General features: G+C 61.9%; 12 protein-coding genes, 2 tRNA genes and 1 riboswitch. Of the genes, 6 read left to right on the top strand and 8 right to left on the bottom strand.

What is annotated here, in order from left to right; all coding sequences use genetic code 11:
* Positions 1–89: 89 nt before the first annotated feature.
* A complete protein-coding gene (gene typA / locus G503_RS0111395) occupies positions 90–1901 on the top strand; it encodes a translational GTPase TypA (protein ID WP_028027665.1) in 1812 nt (603 codons plus the stop codon).
* On the opposite strand, the gene G503_RS15010 is transcribed toward typA, so the two are convergent.
* From G503_RS15010 to ribD, 5 genes are read right to left on the bottom strand one after another with little or no spacing between them, the layout of a single operon-like run.
* On the bottom strand, positions 1898–2602 hold the full coding sequence (locus tag G503_RS15010) for an HAD family hydrolase (protein ID WP_051191195.1): 705 nt from the start codon (positions 2600–2602) through the stop codon (positions 1898–1900). The two genes, typA and G503_RS15010, sit on opposite strands and share 4 nt — an antisense overlap.
* 6 nt (positions 2603–2608) lie before the next feature.
* Complete coding sequence (ribH, locus tag G503_RS0111385) at positions 2609–3076, bottom strand: 6,7-dimethyl-8-ribityllumazine synthase (protein WP_028027664.1); 468 nt, start codon at positions 3074–3076, stop codon at positions 2609–2611.
* 49 nt (positions 3077–3125) lie between these two features.
* The gene (locus tag G503_RS0111380) at positions 3126–4361 is read right to left on the bottom strand and encodes a bifunctional 3,4-dihydroxy-2-butanone-4-phosphate synthase/GTP cyclohydrolase II (protein ID WP_028027663.1); all 1236 of its coding nucleotides are present in this window, start codon (positions 4359–4361) and stop codon (positions 3126–3128) included.
* A 15-nt stretch (positions 4362–4376) separates the two neighbouring features.
* On the bottom strand, positions 4377–5036 hold the full coding sequence (gene ribE, locus G503_RS0111375; RefSeq protein ID WP_028027662.1) for a riboflavin synthase: 660 nt from the start codon (positions 5034–5036) through the stop codon (positions 4377–4379).
* Complete coding sequence (gene ribD / locus G503_RS0111370; protein WP_051191193.1) at positions 5018–6235, bottom strand: bifunctional diaminohydroxyphosphoribosylaminopyrimidine deaminase/5-amino-6-(5-phosphoribosylamino)uracil reductase RibD; 1218 nt, start codon at positions 6233–6235, stop codon at positions 5018–5020. The genes ribE and ribD overlap by 19 nt, the downstream gene beginning before the upstream one ends.
* A 133-nt stretch (positions 6236–6368) precedes the next feature.
* Positions 6369–6496, bottom strand: a riboswitch (FMN riboswitch).
* Positions 6497–6768: 272 nt separating this feature from the next.
* Here ribD and G503_RS15005 point away from each other — a divergent pair.
* The 4 genes from G503_RS15005 to G503_RS0111350 all read left to right on the top strand — a co-directional run bounded on the left by G503_RS15005 (position 6769) and on the right by G503_RS0111350 (position 9805).
* A complete protein-coding gene (locus G503_RS15005) occupies positions 6769–8160 on the top strand; it encodes a peptidylprolyl isomerase (protein WP_051191191.1) in 1392 nt (463 codons plus the stop codon).
* A 140-nt stretch (positions 8161–8300) separates the two neighbouring features.
* Positions 8301–8392, top strand: a tRNA-Ser gene (locus G503_RS0111360).
* A gap of 67 nt (positions 8393–8459) precedes the next feature.
* A tRNA-Ser gene (locus G503_RS0111355) sits at positions 8460–8552 on the top strand.
* 458 nt (positions 8553–9010) lie between these two features.
* On the top strand, positions 9011–9805 hold the full coding sequence (locus G503_RS0111350) for an amidohydrolase family protein (RefSeq protein WP_028027660.1): 795 nt from the start codon (positions 9011–9013) through the stop codon (positions 9803–9805).
* Between the two features lie 83 nt (positions 9806–9888).
* Here the strand turns inward: G503_RS0111350 and G503_RS0111345 are convergent, their stop codons facing one another.
* From G503_RS0111345 to G503_RS0111335, 3 genes are all read right to left on the bottom strand, one after another.
* On the bottom strand, positions 9889–11592 hold the full coding sequence (locus tag G503_RS0111345; protein ID WP_035023039.1) for an FAD-dependent oxidoreductase: 1704 nt from the start codon (positions 11590–11592) through the stop codon (positions 9889–9891).
* Positions 11593–11734: 142 nt separating this feature from the next.
* Positions 11735–12817 (bottom strand): helix-turn-helix transcriptional regulator, encoded by a 1083-nt coding sequence (locus G503_RS0111340; RefSeq protein WP_169628172.1) that lies wholly within the window; start codon positions 12815–12817, stop codon positions 11735–11737.
* 393 nt (positions 12818–13210) lie between these two features.
* Positions 13211–14521, bottom strand: a complete 1311-nt coding sequence (locus G503_RS0111335; protein ID WP_028027657.1) for a hemolysin family protein — start codon at positions 14519–14521, stop codon at positions 13211–13213.
* Positions 14522–14870: 349 nt separating this feature from the next.
* On the opposite strand from G503_RS0111335, the gene G503_RS15000 reads away from it, so the two are divergent.
* A complete protein-coding gene (locus tag G503_RS15000) occupies positions 14871–16835 on the top strand; it encodes an MDR family MFS transporter (protein WP_084636658.1) in 1965 nt (654 codons plus the stop codon).
* The last annotated feature ends 230 nt before the right edge of the window (positions 16836–17065 follow it).

Genomic DNA, 17065 nt, shown 5'->3' with positions numbered 1-17065 from the left:
TTCCCCGCGCCGTCTGCGCCGATCACCATTGATACACGCCGTAAAGCGCTATAATTTCTAGGCCCCAAACCGAATAAGAAAGAAGATTCATGAAGCAAGAGAACATCCGCAATGTCGCTATTATCGCCCACGTCGACCACGGCAAGACCACCCTGGTGGACCGCCTGCTGTGGGCGTCGCACGTGTTCCGCGACAATCAGCAGGTGGAAGAGCGCGTGCTGGACTCCAACGACCAGGAGCGCGAGCGCGGCATTACCATCCTTTCCAAGAACATCTCCATCAACTACAAGGGCGTGAAGATCAACGTCATCGACACGCCGGGCCATGCCGACTTCGGTGGCGAGGTGGAGCGCGTGCTCAACATGGCCGACGGCGCCCTGCTCATCGTGGATGCCTACGAGGGCCCCAAGCCCCAGACCCGCTTCGTGCTGTCCCATGCCCTGGAGCGCGGGTTGCGCATCGTGGTGGTGGTGAATAAGATCGACCGCCCCAACGCCGACCCGGAAGGCGCGGTGGACAAGGTGTTCGACCTCATGGTGGAGCTGGGTGCCACCGACGAGCAGCTGGACTTCCCCGTGGTGTACGCCTCGGCCGTGAACGGCTACGCGCGCTTGGCTCCCGATGACGACAACATGGACATGGTGCCGCTGCTGGATACCATCGTGAGCGAGATTCCCGCCCCCGAGGTGGACGTCGATGGCCCGGTGGCCCTGCAGGTGTGCACCGTGGACCATTCCAGCTACGAGGGCCGCATCGGCGTCGGTCGTTTGGTCAGCGGCACGCTGCACGAGAAGGAGCAGGTGCTCGTGGTGAAGGCCGACGGCACCGAGCGCCGCGCCCAGATCCGCAAGGTGTACACCTTCGAGAACCTCGGCAAGGTTGAAGTGACTGCCGCCGACGCCGGCGATATTGTGGCTGTCATCGGTATCGAGGATGCCGACATCGGCGACATCATCACCTGTCCCGAGAACCCGGTGGAAATGGCCCCCATCGCCGTGGAAGAGCCCACCATGGCCGTCGTCTTCGAGGCTTCCTCTAGCCCGCTTGTGGGCCGCGAGGGCGAGATCGTGGGCGGCCGCCAGCTGAAGGAGCGCCTCATGCGCGAGAAGGAGAGCAACATCTCCATGCGTATCAACGAGCTAGAGGACAAGACCGGCATCGAAGTGGCGGGCCGCGGCGTGCTGCATCTGTCGGTGCTCATGGAGACCATGCGTCGCGAGGGCTTTGAATTCCAGGTGGGCCGCCCGCGCGTGGTGTACAAGACCGCCGAGGATGGCAGCAAGCTGGAGCCCATCGAGGAGGCCACGGTGGATGTGCCCAACGAGTATGCGGGCAAGGCCATCGAGGTTATGGGCACGGCCGGCGGCATCATGGAGGATATGTCTTCCGACGAGACCATGACGCACCTCACCTTCTCTATCCCATCCCGCGGCACCATGGGCCTGAAGACCCGCATCCTGAACGCCACCCGCGGCGAGGCCATGCTGTTCCACCACTTCAAGGAGTACGGCCCCTATTCCGGCGAGATGGCCGGTCGCAAGAACGGCGGCATGATCGCCATGTCCACGGGCAAGGCGGTGGCCTATGCCCTGGACACCCTGCAGGAGCGCGGGCGTTTGTTCGTGAGCCCCGGCGATGATTGCTACGAGGGAATGATCGTGGGCGAGTCCGCCAAGGAAGGCGACATGGTGGTGAACGTCGAGAAGACGAAGTCGCTGGGCAACCAGCGCTCCAGCTCGGCCGACAAGGCCATCCAGCTGACGCCGCCCATCACCTTCACGTTGGAAGAGGCCCTGGAGTACATCGAAGACGACGAGCTGGTGGAAGTGACTCCGCAGTCCATCCGCCTGCGCAAGCGCCTGCTCTCGGCCACGGATCGCAAGAAGGCCAAGAAGAACTAGCGCCGCGGGGCATCCGAGCTGCTTTGCGGCGCGGTTTGCGCCCGGCGCGCCAACACCGTTACCGCTTCTGTTATGTCGGCGGGCGCCCCTACGAGGGCGTCCGCTTTTTTCAATTCGCCGGGCCCGCCGAACCCGTAGGTGCAGCCGACAAAGGGAATGCCCGCGCGCAGGGCCACCTCCTGATCGTGATGACGGTCTCCGACCATAACGTGGGGCTGCGGATAGCGGGCGGCGACTCGCTGGTAGATCTGCCACTTCTCCAGTCCCTCGAAGTCTTCGGCGCACCAGGTGCCGTCGAAGAGGTCTTCCAGCTCGAAGGCAGCCAAGTGCTCGTTGCGGTAGGCTCGGCTGCAATTCGAGAGGAACACCAGGCAAAATCCCTTTTCACGCAGCGATTTCAACACGGTTGTCGCCCCTGAGTACAAGCATCCCGCGCCCTCGGCGAGCAAGCGGCGCATTTCTTCGCCGACGGCGCCCGAAGCGGGTCGCCACACCGCTTCGGGGAGGTCGGGCATGAAGGCGGTCCACATGGCGGCGGGGGAATAGCCGAGCCATGAGGCGATCTCCTTGTCGGAGAACGCCCGCGGCTCGGCCCACCCCTCGGCCACCAAGGCGGCATAGACGCGACGAAAAGCTGGCTCGTAGAGGCGCATGGAATCGTGAAGGGTGCCGTCGTAGTCGAAGAACACCGTGCCGCCCATGGTCGGCTAGCCTTCGATTTCGCGCAGGAGGTTGACCATCTCGATGGCCGCCGTGGCGCAGTCGAAGCCCTTGTTGCCGGCCTTGGTGCCCGCCCGTTCGATGGCCTGTTCGATGGTGTCGGTGGTCACGATGCCGAACATGACGGGCACGCCGCTTTCCAGCGACACGTGGGCGATGCCCTTGGCGGCTTCACTGCACACCAGGTCGTAGTGGCTCGTGGCGCCGCGAATGACGGCGCCGAGGCAGATCACGGCGTCGTAGCGACCTGTTTGCGCCATCTTTTGTGCAGCCAGGGGGGCCTCGAAGGCCCCGGGCACCCAGGCGATGTCGACATCCTGCTCGCGCACGTTGTGCCGCACCAGGCCGTCTATGGCGCCGCCGATCAGCTTGGAGGTGATGAACTCGTTGAAGCGGGAGGCCACGATGCCGACCTTGATGTTCTCCGATACCAGTTTTCCTTCGAATACCGTCATGATAGTTCCTTTCTGGGAAGTTGCTTGTTCGGTTAGGCTAAGGGCATCGCTAGGACGCTTGTCGCTGTTCATCGAAGCGCAGTAAATGCCCCATCTTCTCCTGCTTGGTGCGCAGGTAGAATTCGTCATGGCTGGTTAAGGGCGCCTGAATGGGCACGCGTTCGGTAATCTGCAGCCCAAAGTCGCTCAGTTGGTACACCTTATCGGGGTTGTTGGTGAGCAGCCGCATGGTCTTTACGCCCAACTCGCGCAGAATCTGGGCGCCAATATAGTATTCGCGCAGGTCGCCGGCGAATCCGAGGGCGAGGTTGGCCTCGAGGGTGTCCATGCCGTCGTCTTGCAGCTCGTAGGCGCGCAGCTTGTTCACCAGCCCGATGCCCCGCCCTTCCTGGCGCATGTACAGTACCACCCCGCGCCCCTCGGCCTCTACCTGGGCCATAGCCGCGGCCAGCTGCTGGCCGCAATCGCAGCGCAGGCTGCCGAAGGCGTCGCCGGTCAGACATTCGGAATGTACGCGCACCAGCACGTCGGTGCCATCACCGATGTCCCCTTTCACCAGGGCCACATGGTGTTCGCCATTCAGCTTGTTCACGAAGGCGTGCGCGCGAAACGCTCCGTGGCGCGTGGGCATGGCCGTGTCGGCTACTTCCACCACATGGCATTCGTGCTTCTTGCGGTAGTCTTGCAGCGCCTTGATGGAGATGAACTTCAGATTGAATCGCCTGGCAAGCTCGATCAACTCGGGCGTGCGCATCATGGTACCGTCCTCGCGCATAATCTCGCAGCACAGACCGCATTCCTCAAGGCCGGCGAGGCGCATCAGATCGACGGTGGCCTCGGTGTGGCCGTTGCGTTCCAATACGCCATTGGGTTTCGCCATCAGCGGAAACATGTGGCCCGGGCGGCGGAAGTCGCCGGGTTGGGCGTCGGGCCTCACCACGGCCCGCGCGGTTAGCCCTCGTTCGGCTGCCGAGATGCCCGTCGTCGTATCAACGTGGTCGATAGACACGGTGAACGCCGTCTCATGATTGTCGGTGTTATCGGTTACCATCTGGGGAAACGCCAGCTTCTGACAGAGGTCGGCGGCCATGGGCATGCAGATGAGCCCCTTGCCGTGCACGGCCATGAAGTTCACGTTCTCGGTGGTGGCGAACTGGGCGGCGCAAATAAAGTCACCTTCATTCTCGCGGTCGGGGTCGTCGGTGCACAAGATGATCTTGCCGGCGCGCAAATCGTCCAGCGCCTCTTCGATGGTGCTGAACTGGAATGGTTTCTTCTCTTCCATAGGGCTGCTCCTTCTTTAGAATCCGTGCGTTGCCAGAAATGATCGGGTGATGCCGCCGCTGTCGACGGCCGTGGATGGAGGGGGGGAGGGCATGGCGAGGAAGCGCTCGACATACTTTCCGATCAGGTCGGTTTCCAGGTTCACCTCATCGCCGATCTGCTTGGTGGGAAGGGTGGTTTCGGCGCGCGTGTGGGGAATGATGGACACGGAAAAGCTGTCGCTGGCCAGTCGCGCGACCGTGAGGCTGATGCCGTCGATGGCGATAGACCCCTTCATGATGATATGGCGCAGCGTTCCCTCGTCGGCATCGATGGTGTACCACACGGCATTGTCGTCGCGTTGGATGCGGCGGATAGTGCCCACCGCGTCGATGTGCCCCGATACCACATGGCCGCCGAATCGACCGTCGGCTGCCATGGCCCGCTCTAGGTTCACGGGGCTGCCAGCATGCAGGGAGCCGAGGTTGCTGTGGCGCAAGGTCTCGTGCATGACATCGGCGCTGAATTGGTTCGGGCCCAGCGAGGTGACGGTCAGGCAGACGCCGTTCACGGCAATGGAGTCCCCCAGCCGGGTGTTTTCAAGCACGGTGTGCGCTCCGATGGACAGGGTGGCCGAATGGGCGCCGCGCCGCAGAGCCCGCACCGCGCCCACTTCCTCTACGATGCCGGTGAACATGGGTCCACCTCGCTTTCCAACAGGAGATCGGCCCCGAGGACGGTGACTGCGGGCGGGGAAAGATGCAGCCCGTCGGAGGGAAGTGCCGCCCCCCGGCCCGCTACCGGCCCCGGTGCCTCGTTTCCTCCAAAGAGCTTTGGGGCAACGTAGGCCTGCACACGATTCACCAGCCCCTCGTCGGCAAGCGCGCCGTGCAAGGTGGGCCCTCCTTCGACGAGTACCGAATCGATGCCCAAGCTGCCCAGATGGTCGAGCAGGGCTGGAAGGTTCACTGCTGCCTTGCTGTCGGTCGGCGGCGATACCCACACCGAGCAGCCGGCGCGGCGCAGCGCGGCGAGGCGCCCGGCCCGGGCCTCACAGCCCTCGTGGCTGGAGGTGCCAGCCGGCACGGTACTTGGCCGATGGTCGCGGGTCGCGTCGGCCTGCGACTCCGCCGCCACCGCCACCAGCGTCGGTATGGTGCGCGCCCCTCGCACAAGTTCTGCATCGAGGGGTAAGCGGGCGTGGGAGTCCACCACCACGCGCAGCGGTTGTCGCCACGGGCCGTCTTCCAGACGGCAGGTTAGTGCGGGGTTGTCGGCCAAGGCCGTGCCGATGCCTACCATGATAGCCCCGAAGCGGTGCCGGTCGCGGTGCACCCGCGCCCGCGCTTCGGGGCCGGTGATCCACCGGGACGCTCCTGTGCGGGTGGCCACCTTCCCGTCCAGGGTCATGGCGTACTTCATCACCACCAGCGGCCGGCCCGTGGTGATGAAGTGGAAGAACGCCTCGTTCAGATGCTGGCACTCCTTCTCCATGATGCCAACATCCACGGTCAGCCCGGCCTCGCGCAGCAGAGCACAGCCACGGCCTGCTACCAACGGGTTGGGGTCGAGGGCTCCCACGACAACACGGGCGATACCCGCTTCCAGAATGCCGCTGGTGCACGGCGGCGTTTTGCCCCAGTGGCAGCAGGGCTCCAATGTGACGTAGATGGTGCCGCCAGCAGCGCTTTCGCTACACGCGGCCAACGCCTCTCGCTCTGCGTGGGGCTGGCCGTAAGCGGTGTGCCAGCCCTCGCCGACGACCCGGCCGTCTTTCACGATAACAGCGCCTACGAGTGGGTTCGGGCTGGTCCAGCCAAGCCCCCGTGCGGCAAGTTCCAAGGCCCGGGCCATGAAGGCCTCGTCCTGGGCACGCTGTTCTGGTTTCAGGGTCATCGCTCACCTCCTTCGCATAGATGCGACCTTCGGACACCACTTCCGAAAAGATGAGCGGACCGCCTACGAAAAAAGCCCTGAAACCAAAGGTTCCAGGGCTCCATGTCATCCGCAACGTGCCCCGTAGGGGCGCGTCTATCTTCTTCCATCCAGACTGTAACTGTCGGCTCCGGAATTTCACCGAATCAGCCGCGGGCCGAGGGCCTGCGGGTCGTGGGCTGTACCACCGGTGGGGACTTTCACCCCGCCCTGAAGATCATGTTCAATTGTAGATCGATCATAGTACCCCTGGCGTGTTTGTGCAACCCATAAATTGATGAAGATGGTAAAAGATAGGTTGATTCATCACTTTTGACATGGGGTTTGTCATTTTTGTAATTGACGAACCGTGAATCAAAAGTGGGCAAATTGTGCGTCAGTTGTTACCTCTAGGGCGGCATGGGAAAATGCGGTTTGAAATCATCTGGAACTGCGCCTCAACGCACCCGCGCAACGCATCCCGGCAGTTCCAGTTACCTATGAGGAAGGGTCCTATGAAAAAGCTGTCCTTTGCGAAGTCGCTCGTTACGGTTGGACTCGCGGCGGTGTGCGCCGCAGGTGTCGTTGGTTGCAGCGGCGATTCCGATGCCTCCAAACCGACCTACACGGGGGGCGTGGCCGCCACGGTCAACGGCACCGAGATTCAGGAGGACACCATCACCCAGGCCATCCAGGACATTCGCGCCCAGATGGGAGCCACCGACGAAGAGTCGTGGGGAAAGTGGCTGGCTGAGAACGACTACACGCCCGAAAGCGTGCGTGAGGAGATCATCAACAGCTACGTAGACCAGGAACTGGTGCGCCAGGGTGCCGCCGCCCAGGAGATCACCGCCGACGACAATGCCGTGAACGAGTATGTCAGCCAGATGCGTGGCAACTACGATTCCGATGAGGCTTGGGCCGACGCGCTGCAGTCCGTGGGCCTGACCGAGGACGAGTATCGCGACAACATCGCGCTGTCGCTGATGACCCAGCAGCTGAAGACCAAGGTGGCCGAGAACGTGGGCGATCCCAGCGACGAGGAGGTGCTGACGTCGGCGCAGGCTTACGTGAGCAGCTACACCGGCGCGAAGAAGTCGTCGCACATCCTGTTCGACGCGAGCGACGAGGCCCTGGCCCAGGAGGTACTCGAGAAGGTGCAGTCCGGCGAGCTGGACTTCGCCACCGCGGCTGAGTCCTATTCCAAGGACACTGGTTCTGCGGCCGACGGCGGCAATGTGGGCTGGGACAAGCTGAGCAACTTCGTGGGTGAGTACACCACCGCCCTGGCCGAGCTGGATAAGGACCAGATCAGCGATCTGGTGCCGAGCACTTACGGCATCCATATCATCAAGTGCACCGATGTGTTCACGGCTCCCGAGAAGCTGGAGAGCCTGGATCAGCTGCCTGTGGAATTCCAGGATGCCATCAAGGCCATGCTGCGCTCCACCAACGAGTCCCAGGCCTACTACACCTGGCTGGAAGAGCAGCGCAACGCCGCCGAGATCGTAATCAACGACATGCCCGAGGGCCTGCCCTACTGGGTTGACATGGCGAACTACCCGAAGTCCGATGACAGCGACGCCAACGTCGTGGGCGTGGACGAGGACGGTAACCCCGTGACGGTGGATGGTTCCGAGACGCCTGCCGAGGGCGACGCTCCCGTCGAGGGCGGCGACCAGGCCGCGGCTGGCGATAATGCGGAGGCCGAGGACACTGAAGGTACTCAGACTGCCGAGGGCTCCGGCGATGGCTCTGACGCCGCGGCTGACCAGCCCGCCGATAACGGCGCCGGCGAGCAGCCCACTGACGGTGCTGCCGACGATAGCGCCGCTGATGGCACCGGCGAGCAGCCCGCCGAGGGCGACACCGGCGACGGTACCGGCGAAGGCCAGCCCACCGAATAGTAGCCCCCGCCCTATTCTACGAAGCACTCAGGCCCCGCGGGAGCGGGGCCTCTTTTGTATCTTGAAAAAACTTCTTGTTTGGAAGGGGTTGCTGCGCTATAATTCTTAGACGCTTCGCTTCGGCGGGGCTGTAGGCTAATGGAGAGGTGTCCGAGCTGGCCGAAGGAGCACGATTGGAAATCGTGTATGCGCCAAAAGCGTATCCGGGGTTCAAATCCCCGCCTCTCCGCCAGACTATCCCAGCGAGCCGTGAAGGCTCGTTTCATTATGGCGTCCCTGGGCGGCGCATCACCCCAAGCGGAGGGGTGGCAGAGTGGTTGAATGCGGCGGTCTCGAAAACCGTTTCACCGGTAACCCCGGTGACGAGGGTTCGAATCCCTCCTCCTCCGCCAGTTTTTCTTCAGACAAAGCGATCTTTATCGGAGAAAGTGTTCCTATCTCGTTGAGGTTCGAGTCCTGCGAAGGTCCCGTTCCTTTCCGGGGGACCAAACTCGCATTTCGTGACAGGGGAGAAAAGTTTTCTGGCGCAAAGGGGCAGTTTGGTTCCCTCGGGAAAATCTCTCAACTTCTGTGACCAGGCCTTTTGTCCGCCCGGGGAACCAAAGCCGCGTTTTGTGACACCCTCGAGGGAACCAAACTGCCCCTTTGCGCCAGAAAATCCTAGTGAGTTGTATAAGCCCAAGGAGTGAGCAGGCCGGTTTCGCTGAGTTGTGATTTCAATACGGGGTCTCGCTCTTTCAGCGCTATTCGCCTATCGGGTAGGTGTGGTGCTCGCTGCTCTTTTTGACCGTTTTCGTGGGGGCGGGGGTTGCTTACAATAAGGGGAACGAGTTGAGAGGCGGACGTTTTCATGGCTATTGTCGATGCGCATTCCCATATTTATCCGGAGAAGATCTCCCGCAAGGCGGTGGGCGCGGTCGGGCAGTTCTATGCGACGCATATGGATGCGCCCGACGCTTCGGCCGAGGCGCTGCTGGCGACGTGCGCGGGATCGCCCATCACGCACCATATCGTGCACTCGGTGGCGACGAGCCCGGCTCAGGTAGAGACCATCAACGACTTCGTGGCCGAGCAGTGCGCGGCGCATGATAATTTTATCGGCTTCGCGACGATGCATCAGGACTACGAAAACATGGAAGCCGAGATCGACCGCGCCGTGGGGCTGGGGCTGAAAGGCGTGAAGATTCACCCCGACAACCAGCGCGTGAACATGGATGATCCTCGGTTGATGCGCCTGTACGAGTGCATCGAGGGCCGTCTGCCCATTGTTATCCATACGGGCGATTACCGCTATGACTTCTCACATCCGCGACGACTGAAGAAGATCCTGCATCGCTTTCCTCGTCTGGTGGTGGATGCGGCACACTTCGGTGGTTGGTCCATCTTCGACTATGCGCTGGAATATCTCGAGGATGAGAACTGCTTCGTGGACACGTCAAGCGCCTTGGAGTTTCTCGGGCCGCGCCGCACCGTGGAGCTGTGCCGCGCCTACGGCATCGAGCGCGTGATGTTCGGCAGCGACTTTCCCATGTGGAGTCCCGTGACCGAGTTGAACCTGATAGAGTCCATGGGATTTTCTCAAGCGGAATTCGAGGCCATCACCTGGCATAATGCCGAGCGCTTTGTGGGAGAGCCTATCGGATAGAGGAAAGCGGGCTTGAGGCCATGGAAGCTTGGGCCGACGCTTGCTCAGGGGAGGAGGGCAAACGTCGGCCCCAAATTACGGCCTTACGCTTGGCCGGCGAGATATTTGCCCGTCAGATACCCGTAGGTGAGGGCCGCGGCGTGGCTGGCTCCCGACAACGTGAAGGGGTAGTCCTCCACGAAGCGTCCGCCTTGCACGTTGCCAACGGCAAACAGGCCGGGAATGGGCTCCATGTCGTCGTTGAGCACGCGAGCATTGTCGTCGGTTACGAGGCCGCCCATGGTAACGAGCAGTCGCATGCAGCTCACATCTTCCACCGACGTGTGCTTGAGCATATCGTAGGTGATCGCGTAGAAGGGAGGATCGACCACGGGGAACATCTTCTCTGCTGCCTTGCCGAAATCCTCATCGACCCCTTTTTCGCACAGCTCGTTGTAGCGCGCGACCGCTGCGGTTAAATTCTGGGTGGCATCGGCGCTGAGTTCCAGCTGAGAGGCGAGCTCTTCGAGCGTGTCGGCTTGGGCCGAAAAGCCCTCTCCGTCGCCGTAGCTGCGAATATTTGCCATGATCACGTCAAGCATCGGGTACTGCTCGGGCCAATGGCTGTCTATGATTTGGAAAACCTTGCTGCCTGGTTGGTTCTGCATGACCTTAGCGATATTGGTCATGCTGAGGTCCTCGTTGGTGAAGCGCTCGCCGTGCTCGTTGACCTGCAGGAAGAACTCCTGGCCGAACTGGAGGATATGAGCCATTACCGCATGGGGTCCCACGTCCAGGTGGCCGCCGACGTTCATGCCCATCTGCTGGCCGTCGCCGGTATCGGCGGGGTTGCCGTCGTGATCCGTCACCTCGTATGAGAACAGGAATTTGTCCTGGTTCTTCAGAATCCACGGAGCATACTGCCCCAGCATTTTCTCGTTGTGGGAATAGCCGCCCGTGGCGAGCACCACGCCCTTGGAGACACGATAGCGCGTGTAGCCCTCGCCCTCATCATTGCGGCAGATCACGGCGGTTATCTGGCCGTCGGCAGCTTCGAGCTTCACGGCTGGCGAATAGAATTGCACCTGCGCGTTGCCGGTGGCCACGGCTGCATCGACATTGGCCTGCAGAATGGGCGTATGGGTCTCGTCTCCTCCGCTGATGCAGCAGCATCCGGCAAAGAGGCGCTCGTGGTCGATGCCGAAGCGGTAGATGCCGCTCGTGAGCGTATCGGCGCAGACGAACAACTGGCTAGGATCTTCGGGAAGCTCATCTTCCATGCCGAGCCACAGGAGTCCGTCGTATGCGGAGGTGTACCACTCGAAAGCCTCTCCGCAGTTCTTCAGCCACTTCGTGGTTATGCGATAGTCTGCGCGATGCGACATTTGCGTCATGAGCTCGTTGGCCACCTCGGTGGGGCTGATGTCCTCGATTCCGATGGAGCGCGTCTTCTCGGTGCCGAAGGCGGCGAACATATTCGAGCGAGCACTGGGCTTGCTGCCCTTCTCGACGCCGACTACCTTGAGTCCTCCTTCAGCGGCAGAACGCAGGGCTCCTACCCCCGCCACGCCCAGGCCGACCACGCACACGTCGCAATCAACCGTCTCGATAATCTTGTCCTCGGGGATGTCGGTTTCCACCAGGGTGCCAGTGTCAGCGAGGGCGGTCTGGTCGTCGCCAGCTGCCTCGGTTGGCTGCTTCGGGGCGCAGCCGGCGAGGCCTGCACCGGCAGCTGAAGCGCCCGCCAGGCCGAGTGCTGCTAAAAAGCTTCGGCGGCTGATCGTTCCCTTCTTCCCAAAATCCTTCATCGTCACGGTACCCTCCTTTTGTCGTATATCAGGACGGCACCTATATCACCGCATTCGGAAGTCGCGCAAAACAGGAGAAACGTATGAAATACAAGAAAAAGCACCCTATACGAAAAGTACGACAATCATCTGACCAGGTGGTTTATTTCTTCGAGGTCGTTTCAACGAGCGAGATAAGCTCTTGGCGCGAATGGACGCCGCATTTGGTGTAGACGTGCTGCAGGTGAGATTTCACCGTGCTCTCGCTGATTACGAGCTTCTCTGCAATGTAGGGGGCGCTTCGTCCGACGATATAGAGATTGAACACATCGCGTTCGCGAGCAGTCAGGCCCATGCTGTCGCTGAATGATTCAAGGGGACGACCCGAGAGCGAGGTGAGCTTCGCGCCGCCGCTTGCGGACAACAGCAGCGACATGGTTCGATCCTCCAGAATCCAAATGGATGCCACGACGAGCAGAAGGGCCATGAAGAGCATGGCGACCCTGCTTGCGATGTGGGGTCCGAAAAAAGCGGAAGCCAGCAGGGGGAGGGATCCTAAAGTCCCCACACACCAGGCAGTGGCTAAGATTCTCACACGAGTACCAGGATACAGCCGCCCCAGGAGCAATCCCATGTAGAGGGCGCCGCATTCCAAAAGAGAGTATGCGATGCCGGCCAACACGTAGGCAAGGTAGGTGAGAGTCGATGAGAACAGCACTAAGATAAGAGCGACCAGCGAAAGGGTCACAACCACTTTCGTCCATACCGACAGATTGAAGTCTCGCCCGCGGTTAAAGAGCCAGAGTACGAGTGCGAGCGATATAGCGGTAATGATGACGGGGAACATCTCGCCTTCTGCCTGCTGCAGGAAGACCGAGTACTGCAAGGATCCCACCACCAGTCCGATAACAAAGAAGCTGCAGAGGATTTTCGCCAGCGAAGACGGCTCGAGGGTAAAAGACCGCTCGGCCTCCGATGCGGAAGGCGCGGGGCGCTGGATGAGGCAAAGTGCCACCGCAGAGGCTGCCACGCTCATGCCGGCGAGGACTTGGCACCATGACGCAGGCAGAAGCGAGGGGAGAATCGCCGCCGCCGATGCGAGCACCTCGACCTCTATCATCAGCTCGGCAATGCCGATATCGCGCTGGGCACAGACTGCCGCCAGCCAGCAGAAGAGAAGAACGGTTCCCCCGGTAGACATGAGGATGAGTCCGAAGATGGAGAGGGGCTCTCCCGTGCCTTGCATGGCCAGGCCCATTAGGCAGCATGAGGCACTTGCTATGGCGAGGGGAACACTCGCGAGTGCGCGTCCCCCTCGGTTGCCCGCGATGATCAAAGCGCAAGAAACGAGGGAGGCGACGGCTACGTCTACAATGGTCGCCGGCACGCTGCCTTGTCCCAGGGGAAGATACCAGGAAATCTCGCAGGGCGCCTCAAATGACTGGGCCGCCAGAAGGGCGGAGATACCCGCCACAGCTATCAGGAGATTTCTGCCGAGCCACCGCCCATGATTGCGCTGCAACGGTATGTCCCTTCCTGTTGTGGCCCTCGATCATACAGGGACATTATACATGGGGCCGTCGCTCGGTCGAAGGGCGACCCGAAGACCGCCCGGATACGAAGCTCTCGGGGCCGTCCGCTACTCCTCGTCGGGGCGGTCGATGGCCATGCAGATGCGGTCGATGCGCAGACGGTCCATGGCCAGCACGGTGAAGGTCACCTTGGTGCCGCGATGCTCCAGCACGGCCACATCGCCCTCGTCGGGGATGCGGTCGAACAGCTTCAGCAGCAGACCGCCGGCCGTTTCCACCTCGTCGGCTTCCTCGGGCTCGAAGCCGAGCAGCTCCACCAGGTCGTTGATGGCCAGGGTGCCGTTGATCTGGTAGGTGCCGTCGGACAGCTCCTCCACGTCGTCATCGGTGTCATGGACGTACTCGTCGTCGATGCGGCCCACGATCTGCTCCATGATGTCGCTCATGGTGACGATGCCGGCCGTGCCGCCGTGCTCGTCTACCACCACGCAGATCTTCGTGCAGCGCTCCTGCATGGTTTCCAGCAGCTTCGCGATGGGAATGCTCTCGGGCACGGCGGGCAGCTCGCGAACGTTCCACTCGCTCATGGGTGTGTCCAGCGCCGTGTCCACGAGGTCCTTGGTGTGCACGAAGCCCACGATGTGATCCTTCGAGCCGTGGCACACGGGGTAGCGGGAGTACTTGTACTGGCGGATGAGATCAAGGTTCTCCTCCAGCGTGTCCTCGGTGTCCAGGCAGATGACGTCGGTGCGGGGAGTCATGATGCCCTCGGCGTCCTTGTCACCCAAATCGAAGATGTTATCCACGAACTCGTTCTGCTCGGGGTCGATAAGGCCGTTTTCCGTGGACTCGTCGATGAGCAGCTTGATCTCGTCGCCGGTGTACACCTCGTGCTCGTCGGCCGGGTCATGGCCGAAGAGCTTCATCACGGCGTTGGTCACGCCGTTGAAGATGACCATGATGGGGTAGGTGATGCGGTAGAACACACGCAGGGGCCCGGCGGTGTGCAGGGCGTACTTCTCGGTGGAGAAGATGGCGAAGGACTTCGGAATGAGCTCGCCCACCACCACGTGCAGGGCCGTCACGATGAAGAAGCCCACGGCCACGCAGATGGGATGGATGGCGGCTTCGGGCAGGCCCAGGGCCAGCAGCGGGCCTTCCAGCACGGCGGACACGGCCGGCTCGCCGAGCCAGCCGATGGCCAGGGAGGCCAGGGTAATGCCCAGCTGGCAAGCGGACAGGTAGGCGTTGATGTGGGTCGTCACATCGCGGGCCGCCTCGGCACCGCGGCGCTTTTCGGCCACGGCCATATCGATCTGGCTGCGGCGCACGCGCACCAGCGCGAACTCGGCCACAACGAAGAACGCGTTCATCAGCAGGAACAGGACAACGAGCAACAAGCAAAGTGCGGTATACATACCGTCATGCACCCTTTCGGTGGGCTTCGGCGGCCTTCCCCTTTGAAGGCCCCGGCACCCGTCGGTCGATTTACTGGTTCATATCCTAGGGGATTTCCGCGCGCAGTCGCCGAACTGATAACGCTTTACGGTGAACTTTCACAGTGCTGTTGCCTTGCGGCCCTCGAAGAAGGTGCCAGGTGCGCAACCGTTCGCCCGCGACCACGCACGGGCCTGCGGCGGCGGTGGTACAGTATGTCGACTCACGAAATCAGTGTATCGCGCGAAAGCAAGCGAGACGAGGGCGCCCGGGCCGATGAAGCCACTGGCGCAAGCGAGAGAGAAGCGAGAAGCGAATGAGGTGTTGTGCATGAAACTAACGCGCAAGCAGTGGCTGATGCTGACCGTTTTGGTGCTGGGCGCTTTTGTGACGGTGCTGAACCAGACGCTGGTGACGCCGGCGTTGCCCTCTATTATGGTGGAGATGTCCATCGACCAGTCCACCGCCCAATGGCTCACGACGGGGTTTACCCTGGTGAACGCCATCATGATCCCGATCACGGCCTATTTGCAGGACCGGTTTTCAACGCGGAAACTGTTCCTGGCATCCATGGGCCTGTTCGCCGTGGGCACTTTGCTGTGCGGTTTGGGACATAACTTCCCTATGCTGCTCGGCGGTCGTTTGGTGCAGGCGGCGGGCGCGGGCATCCTGATGCCGGTGACCATGACCGTGCTGATGCTGGTGTTCCCCGTGGATCGCCGCGGCAGCGCCATGGGCATCTTCGGCCTGGTGATCGCCTTCGCGCCGGCTATCGGTCCCACGGTGGCGGGCTTCGTTATCGATCAGGCCGACTGGCATATCCTGTTCCACGCGGTGTTCGGGCTGTCGCTCGTCATCATCGCGGCTTCCATCTTCCTCGTGGACAACAAGGCTCCCGCCAACCGCGGCGACTCGGTGCTCGATCCCCTGTCGCTGGTGCTTTCCACCCTGGGCTTCGGTCTTATGCTGTACGGCTTCAGCGCCTTGGGCTCTCAGGGCTTAAATGTGATCACCGTAGGCACAACGGTGATCGGCATCGCCGGTGTGGTGTGGTTCTTCGTACGCCAGACGCGCCTGCCCCATCCCATGCTGCGGGTGGACGTGCTGAAGAATCGTCGCTTTCTGGTGGGCACCATCATCGGCATGCTCGTGCAGGCGGCGCTGCTGGCCGCGGGCATCCTCATGCCTATCTACATTCAGTCGCTGCATGGTCTGTCGGCGACGGTATCGGGCCTGGTGCTGATGCCCGGTGCCATCCTCATGGGCATCATGAATCCCATCGCCGGCAAGCTGTTCGACCGCCACGGGCCCCGCAAGATGGCCATCGCCGGTATGTCGCTGCTCACGCTGACCACGGTCGCCTTCGCCGTGCTGAACCTGAATACGAGCATCATCTACCTGACCGTGGTGTACACCGTGCGCATGTTCTCCATGGCGCTGGTGAACATGCCCATCACCACCTGGGCCATGAACGCCCTGGACAACAAGGTGATGAACCATGGCACCTCGGTGAACAACACTCTGCGCCAGGTGGCGGGCTCGCTCGGCACGGCCGTGATCATCTCGGCCTCTACCATGACCCAATCGGCGGCCAGCCCCGCCCTCGGCGACGCCCAAGGCACTATGCTCGGCATCAATGTGGCCTTCGGCGTGTGCGCGCTATTGTGCGTGATCGGCCTGGTAATGACCATCGCCCTAGTGAAGGACAAGCCCGGCGAGGAGGCGGCCGTAGACGAGGGAGGCACGCGCAAGTCACTGCTCACCTCTATCATGAAGACCGACGTGTTCTCGCTGCCGCAGACCGCTACGGTGGAGGAGGCCATGCGCCTGTTCGTGGAGAAGAACATCTCGGCGGCTCCTATCGTGGACGCCGCGGGCGAGCCGGTGGGCTTCATCTCCGACGGTGACATTCTAAAGCGCTTAAGCCCCCGCCGCGAGTCGTTCACCGACCCCATCGTGCTGATCAATCGCACGGTTACCGACAACGAGGACTACGAGCAGAAGCTGGCGAAGGTGATGCAGATGCGCGCCAGCGAGATCGGTGCGCCGCGGCCCATCTGCGTGTCGGTGCACGCCAACCTGACCGACGTGTGCCGCGTGCTGGCCGAGAATCACCTGAAGAAGGTGCCGGTGCTGGAAGACGGCCACATTGTGGGCATCATCAACCGAAGCGACATCACCCAGTATTCCATGGCCGCCTACCTGGCCGACCATCCCCAGCGGGCGCTGTACTGCGGGGAAGGCGAGGGCCCCGGCGAGGCGTGCACCGAGGGCTCGGCCGTGGTGGGGAAATAGGAACGGAGCCCGAAAGGATTTCGGGCGGACGTGCCAGCGGTAGTCCAACAGAGAACAAGCAGCCCCGGCGAGCGAAGGCAACGGGGCTGCTTGAGCTTGGGAAGCTGCGAGGCCAGCTTCCGTACAAAGAGAGACGCCAGGTGCTCGCGGCTGCAGTTCAGTGTTGATGGGGCATCTAGTATCTTCAACCCCGATAGTAGCTGTTTCGCTCCATTACCGGCTCGACGCAC

Origin of the sequence: Adlercreutzia mucosicola DSM 19490 (assembly GCF_000422625.1) — a bacterium.
GTDB lineage: Bacteria > Actinomycetota > Coriobacteriia > Coriobacteriales > Eggerthellaceae > Adlercreutzia > Adlercreutzia mucosicola.
This window is presented reverse-complemented; position numbering and strand designations above follow the sequence as displayed.